Source organism: Serinicoccus sediminis (assembly GCF_004153545.1).
GTDB classification, from domain to species: Bacteria; Actinomycetota; Actinomycetes; order Actinomycetales; family Dermatophilaceae; genus Ornithinicoccus; species Ornithinicoccus sediminis_A.
This window is the reverse complement of record NZ_SDVA01000014.1, coordinates 36974-59005: the sequence shown is the minus strand read 5'-3', so window position 1 is coordinate 59005 and position 22032 is coordinate 36974. Positions and strand designations below refer to the sequence as shown.

The window sequence follows — 22032 nt, the reverse complement described above, 5'->3', positions numbered from 1 at the left end:
CGGTGCGCGTCTACCGCCCGCGGGTGCGGTGTCGGGGGGCCGTTCCCCGGCAACAGCGGGTGGGTCGTTCGGGGGCGGCGGGTCGCAGCAGCCCCCGTCGGCGCGGTGGCGTGCAGGTGCCACGGATCGGGGCGCGCCGCAGCAGTCCGGTCAGCCGGTCCATCGTCGCGGGCAGGGTTGCGGTGCACGACCCGGACGAGGGGAGGTATCCCGAGGCGGGTGGCCAGGGAGGGGCGCGGCTCCGGCACCAGCGGGGTGTCGGCGGTCGGGTCACGTGGGAGGACCGCCGCGACGAAGCCCCTGCTGGGGACGGTGAGAGGGGTGGCGGCGAGGCGTTGCAGCGTCGTGGCGTTGCCGGACACGGCGGCTCATCCGCCCTCGGCCTGCGTCAGGTGCTCCAGCAGACGGCGACGCAGTCCGTGCTCCAGGTCGAGAAGCTCGCCGAGCGGCCAGTGCAGTCCCCGCCCCAGGGCGACCAGCTCGGCCAGGACCCGGTCGTCGTCGCCGATCACGATTCCCCCGGGGCATCAGCGGCGGTGTCCACCGCAAACTCCTGGTCGCAGCCTGGGCAGCGCACGACCACCGTCGAGTGCTCGTTGCGGTTGAGCGTCCGGTAGAGGTCCTGCAGGTACTCCAGGTCGCCGGCGAACAGGCTCTCGACCACGCCCGGGGTGACCTCGCTGACCGTTCCGACTCGCTCCACCACCCGGGACAGCAGCACGACGGCGAGGTATGCCTCGTTGTCGCGGACCCGGGGGTCCCGCAGCGGCAGGATCTCGTCGCGGGCCGTAGCCAGGCGCATCACACCCTCACGGTGGACCTCGCCGTGCTGGTCGAGGTAGCCCCGCGGCAGCACGAAGTCGAACCGGGTCACCAGGTCCGACAACGGGCCGGTGCCGTTGCTCTGGAGAGTCGCCGTCATGCGAGCGTCATCCCCTCGTGGACGATGACGGCCTCCTCAATCAAGGCTGAGTTCGACCCCGCCGCCAGCTCCCCGAGCCGGACCTGGGAGATCCAGCAGTTGACCAGGTTGAACCGGGCCACCTCACCGTGCTCGTAGTCGAACAGCACGATGCTGGCGTTCTTGCGGGCCTCGTTGATCTTGCCGTCCTGCACCTGCTTGAACCACTCCCAGAGCGCGTTGCTGGTCGTGCGGCCCTTCCGCAACGTGATGTCGCCGTAGCTGGTGGCGCCGGGGAGCTTCTTGACGATCTCCTTGCCACCCTTGGTGTTCTCGCGGTGCTCGATCACCCCGATGGAGCCGGTCACCCCGGAGACCTGGGCGAACTGGGCGATCGAGATGCCCTCGACCTCGAACTCGAAGGCGTAGCTGGCGAGAACGTCGCCGGTGGCCAGAGGCATGACGTGCACTCCTCACTCGCTGACGGCGGAGCCGTCGCTGGACTGTCGGACCCGAATGACCACGAACTCGGCCGGCTTGACGGGGGCCGCGCCGATCTCGACGGTGACGACGCCCTGGTCGATGAGGTCGCGCGGGTTGGTCTCCGCGTCGCACCTGACGTAGAACGCCTCCTCCGGTGTGGTGCCGACCAGCGCTCCGTCGCGCCAGAGGGTCAGCAGGAAGGCAGAGACCGAGCGACGCAGCCGGGCCCACAGGTCGGTGTCGTTCGGGGCGAAGACGGCGAACTGGGTGCCCTCCATGACCGACTCCTCGATGTAGTTGAAGAGTCGGCGCACGTTGAGATAGCGCCACTCGGTGTCGTCGGACAGCGTGCGCACGCCGTAGACGACCGGCCCCTGCCCACGGAACACCCGCAGGCAGTTGACGCCACGGGGATTCAGCCGACCCTGATCGGCGTCGGTGAACTGACGGGTCAGGCTCAACGTGTTGCGCAGCCGCCCAGAGGGCGCGGAGGCGACGCCGTGCTCGGCGTCGTTGCGGGCCCACACGCCGGCCACGAAGCCGCTCGGCGGTTCCGCCACCTCCTGGCCGCTCGCCAGGTCGAGGACGGTGACCCAGGGGCAGTAGGTGGCGGCGAACTTCGAGGAGGGCAGCCCATCGCGCCACTCCAGGTACTGTTGGGTGGTCATCGGGGTCTCGGCCGAGCTGCCCTCCACGAAGAGCGGGGGGTCGATGATGGCCATCCGGTCGTGCAGCGCCTCGCAGTGCTCGATCATCGCCCGCTGGACGGCGGTCACCGCTGTCTTCGTCATGGATCCCGCCGCGAGGGCCGTGACCAGGTCCGGGGCCGCCACCATGGTGACCTCGTCCTCGGTCACCAGCCCGGCCAGACCGGTGCGGGCCTCGGCGTCACCGATGAAGGCGTCGGCGCCGACCTCGGTGCCGGACGAACCGCCCTGGAGGGTTGTGGAGCTGTCCGAGGGGCGCCCCACCGGGCGGCCCTCCGGTGCTGACACGGCCACCAGCGCCGAGGTCTGCAGCTGCTGCAGCAGCGACTCTGCGGTCACACCGGTGTAGTGCTCCGCCGTCCCGCCGGGGCCGGTCACGGTCATGTCGAAAGGGGCGTCGACGTTAGGCGACGACGGGCCCGGGACGTCCTCGGTGTCTTGGGTGTCCTCGTCACCGCCCGCGTCGTGAGGGGCCGGCTCCGACGTCTCCTCGGGGGCAGGACCGCCGGACACCTCGACCCGGATCGCGTTGCCGGCCTCGCCCGGCTGCCGGGCGGTCATTATGAGGGCCTGTCCCCCGGAGCCGTCGGACAGGACGGCGCGCGCCGCTGCTGGGCCGATCTCGTCCTCGCCGCCGGTGCGCACGACCATGGTGCCGGAGCCGCCGTTGGCGATGTAGGAATAGACGGCCCGGCCCAGGCTCAGGCCGGGCTGGATGCCGCCGAACATCTCCTCGAACTGGGTCCAGTTGGCGACGTAGGTCGGCACCGTCGGCCCTTTAGGGGCCAGGCCCAGGAACGCCGGCAGGGCGGTGCCCACGCCGCTGATAGGACGTACCCCGGAGACCTCTTCGAGGTAGACCCCAGGGGCCCTCGTGCTGTAGTCCGGCATACCGATCAGGCTCCTGATGTGATGGGCGATGTTCCCAGGCTGGCGTCTGACCGCGGACGCAGGAACGGTCGGGCGGGCAGCCGCGGGGGCAGCCTGCGGCTCACGAAGGGGCAGCGGCACCCGTGCCGAGCGCCACTGCCACCGCCCGGGCCTGCTCCTCGAGGTGGGCGGGCGGCTCCCGCTCGCCGCACAGGTCCGGGTCGTCCCGCTGCTGCAGGACGTGCACCAGCTCGTGCAGCAGCAGCACCCGGCCTCCCGTGGTGGTGGCGTGGTCATGCTCGGGGCGGACCGTGACGTGACCCTCTGCGGTGAGGGCATCGGCGTCCGCCGCGTCGAGCGCCCTGCGGGCAGCAGGCCCGCCGTGCACGCGAACGTCGCCCAGGTCCCGTCCCAGGCCGGCCTGCAGCACCGCCCGCACCGAGGAGTCCGGCTGCCGCCCCAGCTCTCCGAGGGAGGGCCCGGGTCCCGCCCGACGGTGTACCGCCTGAAGGAGCGGCCCGGTCCGTCGATTGCCCAGGACCGGTGGTCTCGTCGGACGGACGCGGCCGGACCGGGCGGCCGACGGCACCCGGTGGGCTGGCGTCGTCGCCGGCAGGACCGTCGGCACGGGCGGCCCCGTCCGTCAGCGGTTGAGCAGCGACATGAGCAGGCTGAGCAGGGCCGGCTGGGCGGCCGAGCCGACTCCTCCGACGGCCCCGCCGACGGAGGACCGGCCGGAGACCACGTCTCCGACGCCCTGGCCGACCGCCCCGCCCAGCGACGACACGGCACCGCCCACGGACCCACCGATCGCGCTGCCCAGGGCTCCCACGCCCTGCTGGGCGAGCCCGGACAGCGCCGGCCCCCCAGTCTCTCGCACCTGCTCCAGCGCACCGCCGGTGTCTCCGGACAAGAGGGAGGACGCGGCACCCAGCAGCCCGGGGCCGGCCGTGCCCAGCAGGTCGTCGAACATGCCGGGTTGCGCCGGTGGACGGGGTAGCGGACTGTGCCGGCCACGCGGGTCCAGCACGCTTCCGTGGCGGTGCCCGGCGGACAGCTGGGCCGACCGGTGGACCGGGGCACTGCTCCCCTGGGGGCGGACGAGCGTCGTCGACGCGTGCATGCGAGTCCTCCTCACGTGATCTGCGGGCACTCTTGCTGATCAGCCTGACGTGTCACCCCCACGGCGTGACAGGGGCGCAGGGGCGACCCTGGGGGCAGACGACTCTGCCCGCACGGATGGGCGTGGCGCGGTTCCGTCGGGCGGGGGAGCGCCGGACGGGCTGCCGAGCAGGGAGGCGCAGGAGGCCCGGACGTCATCGCCCGACCAGAAGGCCGTGGAGCCGTCGGAGGCGCGGGCCCCGCACTCGCCGCCGGGCACGCCGCTGCGGGCGCACTCGCACACCCCCTCCTCGAGCGAACCGAGCGGGCCGTCGTCGGGCACGTGCAGGGTGAGCCACCGCAGCTCGTCCGCGCAGGGAGGTCCGTCGCGACTGGTCGCGGTGGCCAGGATGGCGCTGCCCCACGCCTCCTCCAGACCGAGGTGGAAGGCGAGGATGCCTGCGTAGCCCACGCCGTCCTCGTAGGACTCCTCATGTCCGTCCGGACGCCCCAGCCCGCCAGGACCGGTGAGGTCGACCCTGGTGAGCTGGGGGCACTTGCCGCTGAGCTGCAGAGCCACGGCGCCCGCGGTGGAACGGAACCTCTCCAGCTCTGCGCGGTCACCTTCGAGCACCTCGGTGAGGTGCTCGAGGGCCTCCTCCTCCGACAGCTCGAGCGCCGCTCGGGGGCTGAGCTCGCGACCGATGGCCTGCCACAGGACCAGGGCCAGGGCCACTAGGAGGGTAGTCACGACGGCCGCCGCGACGCCCACGTCCCGACGACCCCTGCGGCGGCCACCGCCCAGCCGGTCGCGGTCCTGCTGGGGGGCGGGTCGGCCGGTCGGTGGTTCCGGGGGCGGCTGGCCCGGTCGCCGGGGCCGGGGCATCAGCTGGGTCTGCTCCGGTGGTTCTGGGGCCGACCGGTCCGACCACGGGGGCCGGGGCACCGGCTGGGTCTGCTCCGACGGTCCCGGGGCCTGGGGACCGTCGGTGCGCGGTCCGGTGACCCGCCGGTGCATCCAGGCGGGCAGGGGCAGGCCCCGTCCCGTCTCGCGCGGATGCTCCCGGCGGGCAGGCTGCTCCGCGGCCTCCACCCTGACCGGCAGCACCGTCTCGGCCGAGGGCTGATCCTGGTCGAGCGGACGGACCGTCACGAACAGTTCGCTCGACCCGTCAGCTGCCTGGGCGGGCACCTCGAGCTCGACGGCCACCTGGACAGTCTGTCCCGGAGCGGTCGTCACTGACGAGGTCGAGGCCCAGTCCGCCGCCGGGCCGGACACCGTCGTCGCCATCGGCATCGCCGCCCCGCCGGCCTGGGTCAGGCCCAGGGTCACCACGGTGGTGGTCCCCGCGGGCAGGGCCACCGGCGAGGCCCCGCTCCAGGCCAGACTCAGCCTGAGGGGACCGCTGGGCAGCCGCCGGAGGCAGACGCGACAGGTCACGGCGTCGTCGTTGTTCTCGTGGCCGAGCGGGCAGACCTTCACCGGCCACCCCCTGTAGTGCGCGGAGGTCGGCCGAACTCCGCGGACGTGCGCAACCGACCGAGCTTGGCGAACTCGCGCTCCACTCCGCGGAGCAGGTCGGACATCCGCACGGGGCGCCCCTCCTCGGCCGCCAGGCACGCGGCCGCCGCTACCGCGTTGCGGATGTTTCCCCCCGCCAGCTCGAACGTCGCCGCGCAGCGGTCCAGGTCTACGTCGTCATCGAGCGGCAGCAGCCGCACATGGCGCCGCCAGATCGCCTCCCTCGCGGACCGGTCCGGCTGGGGGAACTCCACGACCGCGTCCACCCGTCGGATGAACGCCTCGTCGATCTGGGACCGGAGGTTGGTGGACAGCAGCACCACGGCGCCCAGCGTCTCCACGCGCTGCAACAGGTAGGACACCTCGAGGTTGGCGTAGCGGTCCTGTCCGGAGGTCACCTCGCCACGTCGACCGAAGAGGGCGTCGGCCTCGTCGAAGAAGAGCACGCCCGTGACGCCGTCGGCGGCGCGAAGTACCCGGTCGAGGTTCTTCTCCGTCTCCCCGACGTACTTGTCCACGACCCGTGCCAGGTCGACCGTGTACAGGTCCCCGCCGACCTCGTGGGTGAGGACCTCGGCAGCCAGCGTCTTGCCGGTGCCGGACGGCCCGGCGAACAGGGCGGTGACACCGCGGGCCGTGCCGGCCCGGGCCAGCCCCCACGCATCGGCAAGCTCGTCCCGGTGGCGGACGGCCCCGACAAGCTCGTGCAGCTCGGTCACGGTGGCCGGTGGCAGGACGAGGTCGGCCCAGCTGCGCGCCGGCCTGACCCGCCGCGCCAGTTGCTGGAGCGCTGCCCCGTCCCCCGCCCGGAGTCCGTCCTCCAGGGCGGGACGGTCGGGCACCCGTCCTGGGCGGGTCGCCCCGGCGGTCGCGACCGCCCGGCGGATGCGGGCCGCGCCGACCCGGTACTGCTCCGCCAGGGCCAGCAGATCGGCGTCCGGCACATGGTCTCCCAGCCCCGAGGACCGCCAGACGGACAGACGGTGCTCGGCCGGCGGAACGGCCAGCTGGCGGAACTCCAGCTCGGCGGGCAGGACGGTGGCGTCCACCGGACCTTCGGCCCACAGGACCGTGGGGGGAGCGGCGGCCCCGAGCAACCTGCGCACCGCGACCGCACCGCTGTCTAGCCGCAGCAGCTCCTCGACCGGCCCCAGCACGACCGGGCGGCCGGTCAGCAGACGCTCACGGCGCAGCAGGTCCACCAGCTCAACACCCTGGTCGCCCGAGGGCGCGCGTGGCAGCCTCAGGACCAGGGCCGGGGACCCGTGCCCGGTCAACCACGTCGCCGCGGCCGAGGCCGCGTCGGTACCCGGTTGCTGAAGCAGGACGAGGTTGCGGGGCACGGTGTGCCGAAGGCCGGGGTCGCCGACCGGAAGCGGAGGGGAGGGATCGAGGTGCGCCGCCAGCGTCGGGTCGGGCGAGTCGTCGCCCAGCAGGTGGGCGATCACGCGCTGGGGGACCCGCAGGCACTGCGTGGGCAACGGGTCGTCCGGGTCTCCCACCTCGAGCAGTCCGGTGCTCCTGAGCCGGGAGCCCGGCGTCAGCCGGAGCCACTGCCGGGGGTCGCCCGGGCCGGCGCCACCGGCCAGCTCCACCGCCAGCGCCACGGTCGCCCAGCGACGGGTGACGTCGTCGTTGAGGTAGCCGTAGAACTGGCCGAAACGGCGGTCCAGCATCGGGGCGGCCGCCACGACCAGCAGCTCCTCCTCCAGAGCGTCCAGCCCGCAGGAGCGGCACAACCGGCGAAGCCGCAGGTCCGCGCCCGCGGCCTCGGCGGCGTCGGCGTCGGCGTCGAGCCGTTGCCGGCGGGAATCCGCCTCGGTGCTGGAGGCAGCAGGGCTCTGCACGTCGCGGTCCAACAGCCAGGCCAGGTAGGCGTCGGAGAGGTAGACGCCGCGGGTCGGGTCAACCGGGTCGGGGTCGGAGATGCCGCGCCGCGCCACGGCCTCCCGGACCGCGAGCTCCACCAGGGCGACCCGGCCGAGCAGGTGGGCGAGGGAGCCGGTGGATCCCCGTGCTGACCGAGCCGTGGTGGTCATCGGTGCGGGATCGTCGACAGGTCGCGACGGCGTGCCGGCGGCGCGACGGAGGTCGAGGGCGCGGCGTCGACGGGGGCCGTGACGACCAGGTCCAGGGACGGCTTGAGCTCGCCACCGAGGGCGGTCCACAGGTCGGAGACGGTTCGGTCCTCGGCGACCGGCAGGGCGACCTCGAGCCGTACGGTGTAGGGCTGCTCGGCGAGGCCGTCCGTCAGCGACCAGGCGGGGAGGGCGTCCAGCACCACCAGCGTGCGCAGTGCGTCCGCCAGCATGCGGTGCTCGTCCTCGGGGCGCGTGGTCCAGGCGGTCACCAGGTAGGAGAGCCGGAAGAAGCGGGGTGGGACTTTCCGTCCCGCGACCTGCTGCCCCCCGTCGGTGGGTGTCGGATGACCGACACTCATGTCGGCCGGACCGTCTCCCTCCTGTGCGGCGGGTGCACGCACTAGTTCTCGGGCCACCGACCTCAGGTCGACGTCCTCGCGGATGTCGAAGAGGTAGACGTCCAGGGTCGGCCCCGAGCGTCGGGCGCCCCAGTCACGGGTGGGTGCCTCGAAGCTGACCTCCGCGCTGTGCTCCTCGGCCCCCGGAAGCAGGAGGGAACGAAGAGCGGCGTCGACGTCCTGGATCACGGTGCCTCCTCCGTCCTCTAGATGAGGCCCTCGCGCATGGCGTAGGCAACGGCGTGGGCACGGTTGCGCAGGTTGAGCCGCACCGACACGTCGTGCAGCACGCCCTTGATGGTGCGCGGGGAGTAGTTGAGGCGCCGCGCGATCTCCGCGGTCTCCAGGCCCTCGGCGACCAGGCGCAGCACCTCCGTCTCGCGACGGCTCAACCCGTTGAAGCGCAGGCCCATCGGCTCGAGCACCTGGGCCTGCAGGTGGCCGACCTGGTCTAGCAACCGTCCCAGCACGTCGCAGGGGACGGTCCCCTCGCCCCTCATCGCGCTGCGGACCACGTCGGCGACGGTGTCGGCACACGCGTCCTGGCGGCGCAGGATGGTCCGGGCTCCCGCCTCCACGGCGCCGAGAACCGTGTCGGGGTCGAGGGCGCCGGCGATCAGCACGACGGGGCGCCGGTCCACGGCGTGCGCGCGGCGGATCCGCTCTAGAGCACCCTCGTCCACCGTGTCGACGATCACCACGACCACGTCTGTGGGGATGCCGTTCTGCGGGCCGGTCAGCACCTGTAGGTCCGGCACCTGGCCGAGCACCTCTCGTGCGCCGATCTCGGTCAGGGCATCACTGGCCTCGATCCGCAGGGTGATCATGTCCTGGCCCACCGTGACCTCCCTCCGTGCGGTCCGGGCCGCCCCGGACGTCAAGGCTTACGGGCAGCGTCCCGCACGGGCGTCACCACGACGTCACAGGTCGCCGGCAGCGGCCTCGGAGCCGGCTGTTCGACGTTGCGCGGTCGCCCGGCCGACCACGTCGACAGCCTCGCCGGCCAACGTGCCCGCGCGACTGCCTCGCCGGTCACCTGGTCGGATGGATGGGACTCTCGTACACGGCCCGCCACTCCGGGGGCAGGAGGCCGCTGACGCGACCCGAGGGCGGCAGCCCGAGCTCTGCGAGCACCTTGTGCCGATAGCTCTCGAACTCGCGGAACGCCTCCCACATGTTGCCCTCGGCGATGTGCACGGAGATGAGGGTTCCGGCGGCGCTCTCTCGCAGCGGCTCGGTGCGCACGGCCTCCAGGGCCAGCTCCAGCGCGAGCTCCGTCTCACCCGCCTTGAGCAGCCAGACCGCGCAGGACTCTAGGGCGTGCAGCCGCAGCTGCTCGAGCCGGTCGCGTTCCTCGACCACCCAGTCCTCGTACCAGCCAGGGAGGAGCGGGCCTGAGCACAGCCTCGCCCTGCTGGTCAGGATCCGCTCGACATCGGGCTCGCCCGAGGTGCTCGGGGGAGGATGGGCGTAGCGGGAGGCAAGGCGAGTCACATCAGTGATGTCCAGCTGCACCTGTCGTGAGAGTGCTAGGTCGGACCTCGTCGTGGAGACCACGCCCGGAAGCGTCTTGTTCACCCGCCAGAGCACCGTCCGGAGGCAGGCGAGAGAGCGGGATTCCGACAGATCCGGCCACAGCAGCGCACCGATGTGGGGGCGCGGTGCGGGTCCGCGCAAGGCCAGGCACGCCAGCAGGTGCTGCGTGCCCACCGGCGGGTCCACCGCCACGCCGTCAACCTCCAGCGTGAAACCTCCGAGTAGACCGAGTTGGGTCTCTGCCATGGCACCTCCAGACCCTGCCGGCTCTGTCCCCTCGGGCGGTGGTTCGCTGGACTCATGATGCTAGTGGTTGACCGGCCACAGTTCCACCGTCCCACCGGACGGCGCACCGGTCGTCCTCTCGGGTGGAGCTGCGTCCTAGCGCTCGCGCCGTGTACGGACTCCCGGGCGCAGTGTGTCTGTGGACCCGGCCAGGAGGGGGGCAACAGCGAGGGTGTTGACGCAAGGAGGACCTCCGGGTGGGGTGTCGCGGCCTGATGACCGACTCACCGGGCCGGTCGCCCGAACGGCGCAGCTCGTCATGACGCGTCGTCACCTCAAGGCCATGGATGGCCGCTGACAAGTCCCGGCGGTACATCCGGACCTGCCGCTGTGGGCTGGAAGCGGCTGGAGGCCTTCGGACTGCGCGCAGGGCCCGAATGGTGGAACCCATCGTTGCTGACCTGAGTCAGAAGACTGTGCTGCTGACCACCGCCAGCTCAGCCCCCGAGGAACGGAGAGCCGATGTGAGGCACACGAGCGTGGGGGTGGCCCTGGCCGTTACGGGAACCATGGTTCTTCTCGCTGCCTGCGGTCAAGCACCTCCCGAGAACCCCGCCTCCAACGTCCCGGGCACGGCCGAGCCCACAGAGTTGATCGGGGACTGTGCCGCGGACTACCCGACCTACGAAACCGTCGAGGCCGCCCTCGCCGATACCGACGTTGTGATCCAGGGAGTCTCGGAGCTGAAGGAGGTCCAGAGCACGGCCCCGGGTGCGCCACCGGGAGCGCATGGATGGAGCATCGCCATCATCGACCCGTTGGACTCGCCCCTCGAGGACAGGGTCGACGTCGTGGCAACTGAGGACAGGCCCGGGACCGACCCCTGCGGCCCCCGGATCACGCCGGACCTGGACGCGCTCCTTTTCTTGGCCACGGACCGAGACACGTACTATCCGGTCGCCGTTCTCACAGAATCATTGGACGGCACCTATATCGACGCAGACCGTCGCATTCCACCAGTCGACCTGGAAACCATCAGGCCGCAACTAGAGCAACACAACGCCGACACGTGACCAAGCCGTCGGTCGTTCGCAGCGGCACCGGTCTCGGCGCTAATGTGGACAACTAGTGCCGTCGCTCAGGTGCCACCACACTCGTCTGCCGCCACGCGCGACTGTACGCAGTGCCTGTCGGAAGACTTGCTCCTGCCTAGGCGGCGGCTGCCGAGTTCGTGCGCACGACAACCAGTTCCTCGTCACGAAGTCGTCGGATCGGGATGGCACGCCCAGAACCATGGAACCTCACCGTGGCACCTGCCTACCATGGCGCATGAATACGAAGAGGGTGTACTGCTGGATTTTCGGCCACGCCTGGAACGTCGTGGCCCATACCGAGGAAAAGGTGCTCGAGTGCCGGCGCTGCCGGAAAGTCGAGTCCCCGCCGGGAGGAGGGGAGGCCATCACGCCCATCACGGCGGGCCCATTCGGGTAACAGTCATCCGTGCCGGTCATGCACGCACTCGTCCATGCCCCACGGCGGCCTAGTCTGAGACTGCATCGTGACACGCGCAACTGCTGCGCTGAGGACGGCTACGCCCGTCCGACAGTGCCGCTGCGGGTGCCCCTGGCCCACGTGACTGGGGGGTTTGATGCCCGGCCGTCGGTGCAGCAGCCCACTGGTCGAGAGGTGGGCCGAAGGCTGGCACTACAGCATCAGGACCCGCTGTCGAGCAGCCCCACCCGCCTGGCTTCACCTGCAATCACCACCTGCCTCTCGGCCTGCGGCAACAACCCTTCAGCCGGGTGACCAACGTGCTCGGTCAGTACACCTAGGGGGAGAGGTCGCGCGCTCGGGTAAGGAAGGCGTCCATGATCGGGCCTGCGGTGGTGGAGCCGAGCTCGCCCTCTTCGACGAACACCGCCACCGCCAGGTCTCCTTGCACGGCCATCATCCAGACGTGCGTCTGCAGGGGGTCCTGCGTCCCGAACTCCGCCGTGCCGGTCTTGGCGATGATGGGAGGCCCTGGGTTGTCGGCCAGGATGCTGGCACCTCCCTCGGTGACGACAGCTCGCATCATGTCCTGAAGAGCCTGGGCTTCCGATGGCTGGATGGTGCCCGTCGGCGCGGGCACCGGTTGCTCCGCCACAATGCGCGGGATCACCGGCGCGCCTTGGGCGACCGTGCCGGCGAACGCGGCCATGGTGGCTGGGGAGACGAGCACCCGCCCCTGGCCGATGAGGCTGGCTGCGTGTTCGGTGTCGCTGTCCACCGTGTCCGGGACGGAGTCCGAGAACGCGGTGACCGGCATGTCCCAGACCGCGCCCAGCCCGAGGTCAGCTGCCGCTGCCGCGACCGCAGTCATCGGCACCTCGTCCCGGTCGGCGATCAGGGCGGTGTTGCACGAGTTGGCCAGCGCGGTCGTCAGGGTGATGGGTCCGAGGGCGGACGCAGGGTAGCCGGGGACATTCGTGAAGCGGTAGCCGTCCACCGTTAGATCCTCGGTGCAGGTGCCTGGGAGTCCGGGGTGAAGCCCTGACGCAGCAGCCCGAGTGCGGTGGCGACCTTGAAGGTCGACCCGGGGGCGTACTGTCCGGCGAGCGCCGTGGAGGCACCCTGCGACCCTGGCCCGTTCGCGACGGCCAGCAGGTCACCAGTCGAGTGGTCCAGCGCTACGAGGGCACAGGGTGGCCCGACCTCTGCGAGCGCCGCGTGGGCCTCCCGCTGCAGAGGACCGCTCAGGGTGAGGCGCAGCTCCTGACCCGCCTTGGCCTCCTGCTCCATCACGAGGATCGAGGCACCCGTGTCCTCGTCCACCGCCACCACGCGGGTCGACGGCTCGCCCCGCAGCTGGTCGTCGAACGCGGCCTGCAGCCCGGTGAGGCCGACGACGTCACCGGACTCGTAGCGCTCGGGGTTCTGCTCGAGCATCTCGGCGGTCACCGGGCCCACCGTCCCGAGCAACGGCTGCGCGAAGGTCCGGGTCGGTCCCAGCACCTGCTCGTCCTCGATCGCCGTCGCTCCGGGTATTCCGTCGGTGGCCGCCGCCAGCTCCTGACCGTCGGGGTCGTCCTGCCGGTAGGTGATGAGCTCCACGAACGCCTCGGGGCCGGCCGACGTCACGCGGTCGGCGTAGGCGTCCTCGTCCAGACCGGCAGCCTCGGCGAGGTCGCGGGACGCCGCGGCGGCCTGCTCTCCGGCGAGGCGCGTCTTGTCGATCCCGACCCTCCAGACGGGACGACGGGTGGCCAGCGGGTCCCCGTCCCGGTCGACGATGTCGGCCCGTGGTTCGCGGACCTGCTCCACCTGTAGCCGCTGCCCCAGGGGGACCCCGAGCAGGGCGTGCTCCCAGGCCAGGGACCAGACGTTCTCCGAGACCCGCATGCGCACCGGCACATCACGGACCAGATCGGCGCCGTCTCCGGGCAGGTCGAAGGTCAGGCGCATCTGTGCTCGGCTGCTCATGGCGTCGTCGGCCGGCTCGACCTCGATGACCTCGACCGACCGGGGCGCCTCGCCCAACCCGTCCCAGGCCTGTTCGAGCTGCTGCTGCGACGTCTCGGGTGTCCCGTCCACCACCGGCAGGCCGCCGAGGTCGCCGGCCTCCAGGGCGTCGGCGACGGTCTCGGCGACCTGTGACGGCGACCCTTCCGGGCCGCTGTCGCACGCCGCCAGGCCCACCACGCTCAGGACGGCGAAGCCCACAGATGTCGCCACCGCGAACCTGTAGGGAGTCCTCAGGGAAGTCATGTCCCCAGACAAGCAGCAGCACACGGCATACCTCAAAGTGCCGACACCCCGCTGGGTCAGTCGCTACGGATATCGCCGACCGGCCCGACGCGCCGCAGCGGCGTGACAGCCACCCTGCCGATGGTCCCGATGACCCTGTCGACGTCAGGCAGGTGCTGAGCCGGGTTGAGGGCATGAATGAGCACGGCGACGGCGACCGGTTCCTCACCCGGGAAGCTGACGACACCGGCCTCGTGCCTCAGCGCGAGCAACGAGCCGGTGCGGCTGGCGACCTCGACGTCGTCGTGCGGGAACCCCGACGCGAGCCGGTGACGGAACGCCTGGCGGGCCATCACCCGCCGCAGCCACGCCCCCCACTGCGGTACGGCCACCTCCGGCGCCGTCGGCGGGGCGGTCACCGCGACGGCGGCGTGGACGCCGCCGACCAACAACGGCGGGTCCCCGGTCACGGGCTACCGGGTCCGGGCCCTGCGGATCGCGGCTGACGGGTCGGTGCTGTCGACCACGACGTCGACGGTCCAGCCGGCCACGACGCGGTCGCTGTCGATGACCCTCGCGGCGGGAAGCTACCGGTTCACGGTGCAGGCCATCAACGCGATCGGTGCCGGGCCGCAGTCGGCGCGCTCCAACCAGGTGCAGGCCCGCTGACAGGGCTGCTCCGCTGGGGCTCCTCCCGTCCCCGCCTGTCGCGGGCACGGGAGGAGCCCTGTGCGGCCCGGGTGTAGTCAGGCGAGGTGCTGGGCGTCGCGGGTGCACCTCGCTGACGCTCCGGCGACGGGCCGGGCGGTGGTCCTACACCACCTCGCGCAGACCACCGGTCGACACGTCGTAGACGAACCCGCGGACCGTCTCGGTGTGCGGGATGGACGGCTCGGCCCGGATCCGGGCCATGCCGGCCAGCACGTCCTGGTCCAGGTCCGCGAACGCCTCCGAGGCCCAGGACGGTCGCACCCCGGTGTCGGCCTCGATCGCGTCGCGGAACTCGTCGTCGGTGAAGGTGAGCATGCCGCAGTCGGTGTGGTGGATCAGCATGATCTCGGTCGTGCCGAGCAGGCGCTGGCTGATCGCCAGGGAGCGCAACTCACCCTCGGTCACCACGCCACCGGCGTTCCGGATGACGTGCGCCTGCCCCTCGGTGAGGCCGAGCAGCCCGTAGACGTTGAGCCGGGCGTCCATGCACGCCACGACCGCGATGCCCAGGGAGGGGGGAAGGGGGAGACCGCCGTGCTCGAAACCGGCGGCATACCGCTCGGCCCGGCTGAGAAGTTCATCGATGGTCGACATGGCTACCTGCTCTCCTGACCGGTTGCTGCGCTCATCATCCCGCGGCGGAGCCGCGGCGTCGAGAGGCATGACTCGACGCGGGACGAGGACGACGTGGCCGGACGCCGGACGGCTGGTCGCGCCGCCGCCCCAGACCCGCGCAGCGGCGCGGGTCTGGGGCGGCAGCCAAACGACTCAGGCGGCCCCGAGCACGTGCCGCAGGGCGAGCTGGTTGAGGCGGACGTGGCCGTAGCCCCGCTCGGCGAGCCGCTCGGACTCCTCCGCGATCTGCGTGCCGAGGTCGCCCCCGCCCTCCAGCAGGGAGGCCGCGGACTCGCCCTCGTCCAGCGTGGGGGTGGCCAGCTCGACGATGCCGGAGGCCTGCATGGCCTCCTGCACCTCGGGGTCGGCGCGGAAGGCGCGGGCGCGCTCGGCCAGGAGGGTGTAGGACTCCATGTTGGCCGCGGCGGACGCCCAGACGCCCTCGAGGTCCTCGGTCCTGGACGGCTTGTAGTCGAAGTGGCGGGGGCCCTCGTAGCGCGGACCGCCGCTCGGGAAGCCGTTCTCCAGCAGGTCCACGGTGAAGAACGCCGAGAGGAGGTCGCCGTGGCCGAACACGAGGTCCTGGTCGAACTTGGGTCCGTGCTGGCCGTTGAGGTCGAGGTGGAACAGCTTGCCCTGCCACAGCGCCTGGGCCAGGCCGGCCGTGAAGTTGAGCCCCGCCATCTGCTCGTGCCCCACCTCGGGGTTGAGACCCACGATGTCGCCGTGCTCGAGCATGGAGATGAAGCCGAGGGCGTGACCCACCGTGGGCAGGAGGATGTCGCCCCGGGGCTCGTTGGGCTTGGGCTCCAGGGCGATGCGCATGCCGTAGCCGCGCTCCTTGATGTAGCCCGCCACGGTGTCCAGACCTTCGGCGAAGCGATCGAGGGCCGCGCGGTGGTCCTTGGCCCCGTCGTACTCCATACCCTCGCGGCCGCCCCACATGACGAAGGTCCGGGCGCCCAGCTCTGCCCCCAGCTCGACCTGGCGCAGGATCTTGCGCAGCGCCAGGCGCCGCACCCCGCGGTCGTTGCTCGTCAGGGCGCCGTCCTTGAAGACCGGGTGGCTGAAGGTGTCGGTCGTCACCATGGGGACCGTCATGCCGGTCTCCTCCAGCGCGGCGCGGAAGCGGGCGACGACCGCGTCGCGGTCCGCCGCGTCGGCGCCGAACGGCACGAGGTCGTCGTCGTGGAAGGTCACGCCGGAGGCGCCCAGCTCGGCGAGACGGTGCACGGACTCGACGGGGTCGAGCGCCGGTCGGGTGGCGCGTCCGAAGGGGTCCTGGGCCGCCCAGCCGACGGTCCACAGACCGAAGGTGAACTGGACCTGGGAGTATGACGTGGGCGTGGTCGTCGTCGACATGCGTCCTCCTTGTTGGTTGTGTGGCAAAACTATCCTGCTGAGGCGCCCGGTGCAACCATGCTGCAGTCGGTACGAAATCGTTATCGATAACGATTGACACACGGCGCAACAAACTGGCACTGTCGTCTCGACGGATCTCACTCAACGCCGAGGAGCAACACATGAACACCATCCGTGCACTGACGCTGGCCGCGTCGGGAAGCCTCGTCCTCACGCTCGCCGCCTGCGGTGGCGGCGGTGACGAGGGGGGCGACGCGGGCGGCTCGTCGGGCGGCGACGCCGCGGGCGACACGACCATCAGCTGGTGGCACAACTCGAATACGGGGGAGGGCCTGGAGTACTACGAGCAGGTCGCCGCCGACTTCGAGGAGGCCAACCCCGGCGTGACCGTCCAGATGGAGGCCATGCAGCACGAGGACATGCTCACCAAGCTCGACGCAGCCTTCCAGGCCGGGGATGCCCCGGACGTCTACATGGAGCGAGGCGGCGGCGAGCTCGCCGACCACGTGGAGGCGGGCCTGACCATGGACCTGACCGACGAGGCCGCCGAGGAGATCGAGCTGCTCGGCGGGACCACGCAGGGCTGGACCGTCGACGACCGGGTCTACGGACTGCCGTTCTCGGTGGGCGTCGTCGGGTTCTGGTACAACACCGAGATGTTCGAGCAGGCCGGCATCACGGAGCCGCCGAGCACCTGGGAGGAGATGTACACGGCCATCGACCAGCTCAAGGATGCCGGGATGGAGCCCCTCTCGGTGGGCGCGGGCGACAAGTGGCCGGCAGCGCACTACTGGTACCAGTTCGCCCTGCGTCACTGTGCCGAGGACGTCCTCACGGACGCGGTGCAGACCCTGGACTTCTCCGACGAGTGCTTCATCCGGGCCGGCGAGGAGGTCGAGAAGCTGGTCGCCGCCGAGCCCTTCAACCGCGGCTTCCTGTCCACCCCGGCCCAGTCGGGCCCGACGAGCGCCTCCGGCCTGCTCGCGACCGAGCAGGTGGCGATGGAGATGCAGGGGCACTGGGAGCCCGGTGTCATGGCCGGCCTGACCGAGGACGGGGAGGGGCTGGGCGAGAAGCTCGGCTGGTTCCCCTTCCCGGAGGTCGAGGGTGGCCAGGGCGACCCGGCGGCTCAGCTGGGCGGAGGCGACGCCTGGGGCGTGTCCGCGGACGCACCCCCGGCGGCGGTGGAGTTCGTGAAGTACATGCTCTCCGACGACGTCCAGCGCGGCTTCGCCGAGCGCGACATGGGCCTGCCCACCAACCCCAACGTCACCGACGCCGTCTCCGACCCGGCCCTGGCCCAGCTGCTCGAGGTGCGTGACAGCGCCCCCTACGTCCAGCTGTACTTCGACACCGCCTTCGGCCAGTCGGTCGGTGGGGCGATGAACGACGCCATCGCGCTGATGTTCGCCGGCCAGGCGACCCCCCAGGACATCGTCGGCCAGACCCAGTCCGCGGCTGACGCCGAGGGCTGAGCGGGCTCGCGACGATGACCGTCACCTCTGCCCCGCCCCGGGGCGCCACCGACCCACCCGCCGGCCGCGGCTCGCGGCCGGCGGGCGGTCGGCGCCGCGACTGGCGGATGGCTGCCGAGATCGCGGGGTTCACCGCCCCGGCCCTGCTCCTGTTCGGGGTCTTCGTGGTCTGGCCGATCCTGCGTGCCGTCCAGTTCTCCCTCTTCCGGTGGAACGGGTTCGGGCCGCTGGTCGACTTCGTCGGCCTGCAGAACTACGTCGCCGTCCTGTCCGACGACGTCTTCACCGGCGCGGTGGGCCACAACCTCATCATCGTCGTGGCCTCCATCCTCATCCAGCTGCCCCTCGGGCTGGCCATCGCGCTGCTGCTCAACAGGCGGATGCGCGGCCAGGGTGTGCTCCGCACCATCATCTTCGTGCCTTACGTGCTGTCCGAGGTCATCGCCGGCGTCGTCTGGTTCCAGCTGCTCCAGCCCGGCCGCGGCGTCATCGAGGCCATGCTCGGCACCGTCGGCCTGGAAGGCCCCTTTCAGGGCTTCCTCGGCACGCCCTCGCTGGCGCTGCCCACCCTCGTCGTCGTCCTCACGTGGAAGTACGTGGGTTTGGCGGTGCTGCTCTTCCTCGCCGGCCTGCAGGGTGTGCCGGAGGAGCTGGCCGAGGCCGCGCAGATCGACGGTGCCTCGTGGTGGCAGACGCAGTGGCGGGTCACCATCCCGCTGCTGGGACCCACCATCCGGATGTGGGCGTTCCTGTCGATGATCGGCTCCCTGCAGCTGTTCGACATGGTCTGGATCCTCACCGGTGGCGGCCCGGCCAACGCGACGACGACCATGGCGACCTTCCTGGTCAACGAGGGCACCAAGCGGCAGAACTACGGCATCGCCGCTGCCGCCTCGGTCGTCCTCTTCGTCATCGCGCTCGTGATGGCCGTGCTCTACCAACGCTTCGTCCTGCGGCGGGACACCGCCGACGCCGACGTCCCCAGGGGGGTCCGATGAGCACCACGACCACGACCACGGCGACCGGTGCGACGCCCCGGGCCGGCTCGGCCGGTCCCGACCCGCGCCCCCGGTCGGCGGACGGCCGGCGCCCCCGCCACGGCAGCGGCCGCAGCGAGGGCGGGGTGCTCGTCTACCTCGCGGCCCTCGTCGTCGTGGCGCTCACCCTCGGTCCGGTCCTGTATGCCGTGTTCGGCGGCTTCCGCACGAACGCGCAGCTGGCCTCCGACCCGGCCGGGATGCCGGACCCGTGGGTCCTGGACAACTACCGGCGGGTGCTGACCGAGAGCTCGTTCTGGACGTATGCCCTCAACTCGGTGGCGGTCGCCTTCATCACCACCGCGGTGACCGTCATCGCCGGGCTCATGGCGGCCTACCCCCTGGCTCGCTACCAGTTCCGCTGGCGCGAGCCGTTGTTCATGGTCTTCGTCGTGGGGCTGCTCTTCCCCGCCACCGTGGCGATCATCCCGCTGTTCATCCTCGTCACCCGGGACCTGAGCCTGGGCAACACCTGGTGGGGCGTCGCCCTTCCCCAGGCGGCGTTCGCGCTGCCGATGACCATCGTCATCCTGCGTCCCTTCCTCATGGCGATCCCGCGGGAGATGGAGGAGGCCGCCATCGTCGACGGCGCCTCACGGCTGCAGTTCTTCTGGCGGGTGCTGCTGCCGCTGTCCGCCCCGGGCGCGGTCACCGTCGGGGTGCTCGCCTTCGTCGCGTCGTGGAACGCCTACCTGCTGCCCCTGCTGCTCCTGCAGGGCGACATGAAGACGTTGCCGCTGGGCGTGGCCGACTTCTCCTCGCAGTACTCCTCGGACACCGCCGGCGTCTTCGCGTTCACGACCCTGGCGATGGTCCCGGCGCTGATCTTCTTCCTGGCCATGCAGAGGCGCATCGTGAGCGGCCTCCAGGGCGCCGTCAAGGGCTGACGACCCACTGTCCGCACGCGGCCCAGCGCCTGCGTCCCGCACCTCATCTCCTCACCGAGGAAGGCACCTCACCATGACCGAGACCACGACCGTCCAGGCCACCGCACCGGGCGACCGCCTCCGACCGAGCGTCCCAGAGCTGCTCTCGTCCCTGTCCCTGGAGGAGAAGCTGGCGCAGATCGTCGGCTTCTGGGACAAGGGCGACGGGGACGCGGTGGCCCCGCTGCAGGGCGCCTTCGCCGAGCCGACGAGCCTGCAGGACGTGGCCGCGGGCGGCCTGGGGCACCTCACCCGCGTCTACGGCACGACGCCGGTGGAGCCGGTCGAGCGCGCCCGGTGGCTCTGGGACTTCCAGCGCTGGCTGGTGACCTCCACGTGGCACGGCATACCCGCCCTGGTCCACGAGGAGTGCCTCACCGGGCTGGCCGCGTGGAAGGCCGCCACCTTCCCCACCCCGCTGGCGTGGGGCGCCGCCTGGGACCCGGACCTCGTGCACGACATGGCGGCCCTCGTCGGGCGCACCATGCGGCAGCTCGGGGTGCACCAGGGCCTGGCGCCCGTCCTGGACGTCGTGCGTGACCCGCGCTGGGGGCGGGTCGAGGAGGCTATCTCCGAGGACCCCTACCTCGTCGCCACCGTCGGGACGGGGTATGTGGAGGGCCTGCAGTCCGAGGGTGTCCACGCGACCCTGAAGCACTTCGTCGGCTACTCCGCCTCGCAGGCCGGGCGCAACTTCGCGCCCGTGCACGCCGGGCCCCGCGAGCTCGAGGACGTCCTCCTGGCGCCGTTCGAGATGGCGGTCGTCGAGGGGGGCGTGCGCTCGGTGATGCACTCCTACGCCGAGGTCGACGGGGTGCCGGTGGCCTCCGACCCGCACCTGCTGACGGGGGTGCTGCGGGACCGGTGGGGCTTCGACGGCACCGTGGTGGCCGACTACTTCGGCGTCGCCTTCCTGCACCTGCTCCACCACGTGGCCGGTGACCTCGGCGAGGCGGCGGGTCAGGCGCTGCAGGCGGGGGTCGACATCGAGCTGCCGACCGGTGACGCCTACCTGAAGCCCCTGGCCGACGCCGTGCGGGCGGGCACCGTGGACGAGGCCCTCGTCGACCGGGCCTGCGCCCGGGCGCTGCGGCAGAAGGAGGAGCTGGGCCTGCTGGGTGCCACGTTCGAGGACGGGCCGCCCGAGGACATCGAGCTGGACGGGCCAGAGCACCGGGCGCTCGCGGCCAGGATGGCGCAGGAGTCGGTGGTGCTGCTGGCCAACGACGGGACGCTCCCGCTCCCGGAGCCGCGGCGCGTGGCCCTCATCGGTCCCAACGCCGACCGGCTGGCCGCGCTCTTCGGGTGCTACTCCTTCGTCAACCACGTCATCCCCCAGCACCCGCAGACCGACCCTGGCATCGAGGCGCCCACCGTCCGTGAGGCGCTGCTGCAGGAGTGGCCGGACGCGAGCCACGCCTACTCGTGGGGCTGCGACGTCGACTCCGAGGACCTGTCGGGCGTGCCTGACGCGGTGGCCGCGGCGCGCGAGGCGGACGTCGCCGTGGTCGTGGTCGGCGACTCCTCCGGTCTCTTCGGGCGGGCCACGTCCGGCGAGGGCTGCGACCGCGACGACCTCGAGCTGCCCGGGGTGCAGCGGCAGCTCGTCGAGGCGGTGGTGGCGACCGGGACACCGGTGGTCCTGGTGCTCCTCACCGGGCGGCCCTACGCCGTCGACTGGGCTCTCGGCTCCTGCGCGGCGGTGGTCCAGGCCTTCTTCCCGGGGGAGGAGGGCGGTCAGGCGCTGGCCGGCGTCCTCTCGGGGCGGGTCAACCCCTCGGGCCACCTGCCCGTGAGCATGCCCCGTTCCGCCGGCAGCCAGCCCTACACCTACCTGCACCCGCCCCTCGGCGGGGACACCGACGTGACCAACCTGTCCAGCCGGCCCGCGCTGCCGTTCGGGCACGGGCTGTCCTACACGACCTTCGAGCTCGACGAGCTCGAGGTGCGTGCGGCCTCCACCGCCGCGGGTCTCGAGGTGGGCGTGCGGGTGAGGAACACCGGGACGCGTGCCGGCGACGACGTGGTGCAGGTCTACGCCCGCGACCTCGTCGCCTCGGTGACCCGGCCGGTGGCCCAGCTGGTGGGGTATGCCCGCGTCTCGCTCGGGGCGGGGGAGTCGTGCGCCGTGACCCTGCAGGTGCCGCCGCACCGGCTGTCGTTCTCCGGCCGGGACGGGCGCCGGGTCGTCGAGCCGGGGGACGTCGAGATCTGGGTGGGTGACTCGGTCGAGGACCGTCGGCTGCTGCAGACCGTCACGCTCACCGGTGAGGTCCACGAGGTGCAGCTGCGCGACCCCCGCCGGACCACCGTCGACGTCGCGCTCGGCGGCTGAGGCGCAGGGCCCCGTCCGTAC

Annotated in this window: 22 protein-coding genes; 6 read left to right on the top strand and 16 right to left on the bottom strand. The window is 71.8% G+C overall.

The genetic code is table 11. The features are described 5' to 3' along the window. Nucleotides 1–368: 368 nt before the first annotated feature. The 11 genes from EUS26_RS17000 to EUS26_RS13060 form a co-directional block, all read right to left on the bottom strand. Nucleotides 369–512, bottom strand: coding sequence for a hypothetical protein (locus EUS26_RS17000; protein ID WP_165368616.1), 144 nt, complete (start codon nt 510–512; stop codon nt 369–371). Next, nucleotides 509–922, bottom strand: coding sequence for a hypothetical protein (locus EUS26_RS13105; RefSeq protein ID WP_130014276.1), 414 nt, complete (start codon nt 920–922; stop codon nt 509–511). Before EUS26_RS13105 ends, EUS26_RS17000 begins: the two co-directional genes overlap by 4 nt. Continuing rightward, entirely contained in the window at nt 919–1362 is a 444-nt protein-coding gene (locus EUS26_RS13100) for a phage tail protein (protein ID WP_130014275.1), read from the bottom strand. Before EUS26_RS13100 ends, EUS26_RS13105 begins: the two co-directional genes overlap by 4 nt. 12 nt (nt 1363–1374) lie before the next feature. Next, nucleotides 1375–2982 (bottom strand): phage tail sheath family protein, encoded by a 1608-nt coding sequence (locus tag EUS26_RS13095; protein WP_165368615.1) that lies wholly within the window; start codon nt 2980–2982, stop codon nt 1375–1377. A gap of 100 nt (nt 2983–3082) precedes the next feature. Next, nucleotides 3083–3400 carry an eCIS core domain-containing protein gene (locus EUS26_RS16995; RefSeq protein WP_272947970.1) on the bottom strand — a complete coding sequence of 106 codons (318 nt, stop codon included), beginning with the start codon at nt 3398–3400 and terminating at the stop codon, nt 3083–3085. A 204-nt stretch (nt 3401–3604) separates the two neighbouring features. After that, nucleotides 3605–3934, bottom strand: a complete 330-nt coding sequence (locus EUS26_RS13085; RefSeq protein ID WP_130014272.1) for a hypothetical protein — start codon at nt 3932–3934, stop codon at nt 3605–3607. A gap of 189 nt (nt 3935–4123) precedes the next feature. After that, entirely contained in the window at nt 4124–5545 is a 1422-nt protein-coding gene (locus EUS26_RS13080; protein WP_130014271.1) for a hypothetical protein, read from the bottom strand. Beyond that, nucleotides 5542–7623: an ATP-binding protein gene (locus EUS26_RS13075; RefSeq protein WP_130014270.1), complete on the bottom strand. Its 2082-nt coding sequence runs from the start codon at nt 7621–7623 to the stop codon at nt 5542–5544. Before EUS26_RS13075 ends, EUS26_RS13080 begins: the two co-directional genes overlap by 4 nt. Next, entirely contained in the window at nt 7620–8252 is a 633-nt protein-coding gene (locus EUS26_RS13070) for a Pvc16 family protein (protein ID WP_130014269.1), read from the bottom strand. Before EUS26_RS13070 ends, EUS26_RS13075 begins: the two co-directional genes overlap by 4 nt. A 17-nt stretch (nt 8253–8269) precedes the next feature. Continuing rightward, nucleotides 8270–8902 (bottom strand): helix-turn-helix transcriptional regulator, encoded by a 633-nt coding sequence (locus tag EUS26_RS13065; RefSeq protein WP_238148978.1) that lies wholly within the window; start codon nt 8900–8902, stop codon nt 8270–8272. 193 nt (nt 8903–9095) lie between these two features. After that, complete coding sequence (locus EUS26_RS13060; protein WP_130014268.1) at nt 9096–9845, bottom strand: AfsR/SARP family transcriptional regulator; 750 nt, start codon at nt 9843–9845, stop codon at nt 9096–9098. Between the two features lie 416 nt (nt 9846–10261). Here EUS26_RS13060 and EUS26_RS13055 point away from each other — a divergent pair, with 416 nt between their 5' ends. Then, a complete protein-coding gene (locus EUS26_RS13055; RefSeq protein ID WP_130014267.1) occupies nt 10262–10897 on the top strand; it encodes a hypothetical protein in 636 nt (211 codons plus the stop codon). A 755-nt stretch (nt 10898–11652) separates the two neighbouring features. On the opposite strand, the gene EUS26_RS17570 is transcribed toward EUS26_RS13055, so the two are convergent. From EUS26_RS17570 to EUS26_RS13040, 3 genes are all read right to left on the bottom strand, one after another. Next, nucleotides 11653–12312 carry a penicillin-binding transpeptidase domain-containing protein gene (locus EUS26_RS17570; protein WP_130014266.1) on the bottom strand — a complete coding sequence of 220 codons (660 nt, stop codon included), beginning with the start codon at nt 12310–12312 and terminating at the stop codon, nt 11653–11655. Nucleotides 12313–12314: 2 nt separating this feature from the next. After that, a complete protein-coding gene (locus EUS26_RS17565; protein ID WP_165368613.1) occupies nt 12315–13538 on the bottom strand; it encodes a penicillin-binding transpeptidase domain-containing protein in 1224 nt (407 codons plus the stop codon). An 89-nt stretch (nt 13539–13627) separates the two neighbouring features. After that, nucleotides 13628–14020 carry a serine hydrolase gene (locus tag EUS26_RS13040; RefSeq protein WP_130014264.1) on the bottom strand — a complete coding sequence of 131 codons (393 nt, stop codon included), beginning with the start codon at nt 14018–14020 and terminating at the stop codon, nt 13628–13630. On the opposite strand from EUS26_RS13040, the gene EUS26_RS13035 reads away from it, so the two are divergent. After that, on the top strand, nt 13902–14219 hold the full coding sequence (locus EUS26_RS13035; protein WP_130014263.1) for a fibronectin type III domain-containing protein: 318 nt from the start codon (nt 13902–13904) through the stop codon (nt 14217–14219). The two genes, EUS26_RS13040 and EUS26_RS13035, sit on opposite strands and share 119 nt — an antisense overlap. 144 nt (nt 14220–14363) lie before the next feature. Here the strand turns inward: EUS26_RS13035 and EUS26_RS13030 are convergent, their stop codons facing one another. Together EUS26_RS13030 and xylA are read right to left on the bottom strand one after the other, a co-directional pair. Then, nucleotides 14364–14855, bottom strand: a complete 492-nt coding sequence (locus EUS26_RS13030; RefSeq protein ID WP_130014262.1) for a beta-class carbonic anhydrase — start codon at nt 14853–14855, stop codon at nt 14364–14366. A gap of 174 nt (nt 14856–15029) precedes the next feature. Beyond that, entirely contained in the window at nt 15030–16238 is a 1209-nt protein-coding gene (xylA, locus tag EUS26_RS13025) for a xylose isomerase (protein WP_130014261.1), read from the bottom strand. A gap of 161 nt (nt 16239–16399) precedes the next feature. Here xylA and EUS26_RS13020 point away from each other — a divergent pair, with 161 nt between their 5' ends. From EUS26_RS13020 to EUS26_RS13005, 4 genes are all read left to right on the top strand, one after another. Beyond that, complete coding sequence (locus EUS26_RS13020) at nt 16400–17713, top strand: extracellular solute-binding protein (protein WP_130014260.1); 1314 nt, start codon at nt 16400–16402, stop codon at nt 17711–17713. A gap of 14 nt (nt 17714–17727) precedes the next feature. Next, nucleotides 17728–18711, top strand: coding sequence for a carbohydrate ABC transporter permease (locus EUS26_RS13015; RefSeq protein ID WP_130014259.1), 984 nt, complete (start codon nt 17728–17730; stop codon nt 18709–18711). Beyond that, on the top strand, nt 18708–19637 hold the full coding sequence (locus tag EUS26_RS13010; protein WP_130014258.1) for a carbohydrate ABC transporter permease: 930 nt from the start codon (nt 18708–18710) through the stop codon (nt 19635–19637). The genes EUS26_RS13015 and EUS26_RS13010 overlap by 4 nt, the downstream gene beginning before the upstream one ends. A 73-nt stretch (nt 19638–19710) precedes the next feature. Continuing rightward, a complete protein-coding gene (locus EUS26_RS13005; RefSeq protein WP_130014257.1) occupies nt 19711–22011 on the top strand; it encodes a beta-xylosidase/alpha-l-arabinosidase in 2301 nt (766 codons plus the stop codon). The last annotated feature ends 21 nt before the right edge of the window (nt 22012–22032 follow it).

Coding starts and splice junctions, on each gene's coding strand:
- EUS26_RS13105 (WP_130014276.1), bottom strand. CDS start 922: ATGACGGCGACTCTCCAGAGCAACGGCACCGGCCCGTTGTCGGACCTG.
- EUS26_RS13100 (WP_130014275.1), bottom strand. CDS start 1,362: ATGCCTCTGGCCACCGGCGACGTTCTCGCCAGCTACGCCTTCGAGTTC.
- EUS26_RS13095 (WP_165368615.1), bottom strand. CDS start 2,982: ATGCCGGACTACAGCACGAGGGCCCCTGGGGTCTACCTCGAAGAGGTC.
- EUS26_RS13085 (WP_130014272.1), bottom strand. CDS start 3,934: ATGTTCGACGACCTGCTGGGCACGGCCGGCCCCGGGCTGCTGGGTGCC.
- EUS26_RS13075 (WP_130014270.1), bottom strand. CDS start 7,623: ATGACCACCACGGCTCGGTCAGCACGGGGATCCACCGGCTCCCTCGCC.
- EUS26_RS13060 (WP_130014268.1), bottom strand. CDS start 9,845: ATGGCAGAGACCCAACTCGGTCTACTCGGAGGTTTCACGCTGGAGGTT.
- EUS26_RS13055 (WP_130014267.1), top strand. CDS start 10,262: ATGGTGGAACCCATCGTTGCTGACCTGAGTCAGAAGACTGTGCTGCTG.
- EUS26_RS13030 (WP_130014262.1), bottom strand. CDS start 14,855: ATGTCGACCATCGATGAACTTCTCAGCCGGGCCGAGCGGTATGCCGCC.
- xylA (WP_130014261.1), bottom strand. CDS start 16,238: ATGTCGACGACGACCACGCCCACGTCATACTCCCAGGTCCAGTTCACC.
- EUS26_RS13020 (WP_130014260.1), top strand. CDS start 16,400: ATGAACACCATCCGTGCACTGACGCTGGCCGCGTCGGGAAGCCTCGTC.
- EUS26_RS13015 (WP_130014259.1), top strand. CDS start 17,728: ATGACCGTCACCTCTGCCCCGCCCCGGGGCGCCACCGACCCACCCGCC.
- EUS26_RS13010 (WP_130014258.1), top strand. CDS start 18,708: ATGAGCACCACGACCACGACCACGGCGACCGGTGCGACGCCCCGGGCC.
- EUS26_RS13005 (WP_130014257.1), top strand. CDS start 19,711: ATGACCGAGACCACGACCGTCCAGGCCACCGCACCGGGCGACCGCCTC.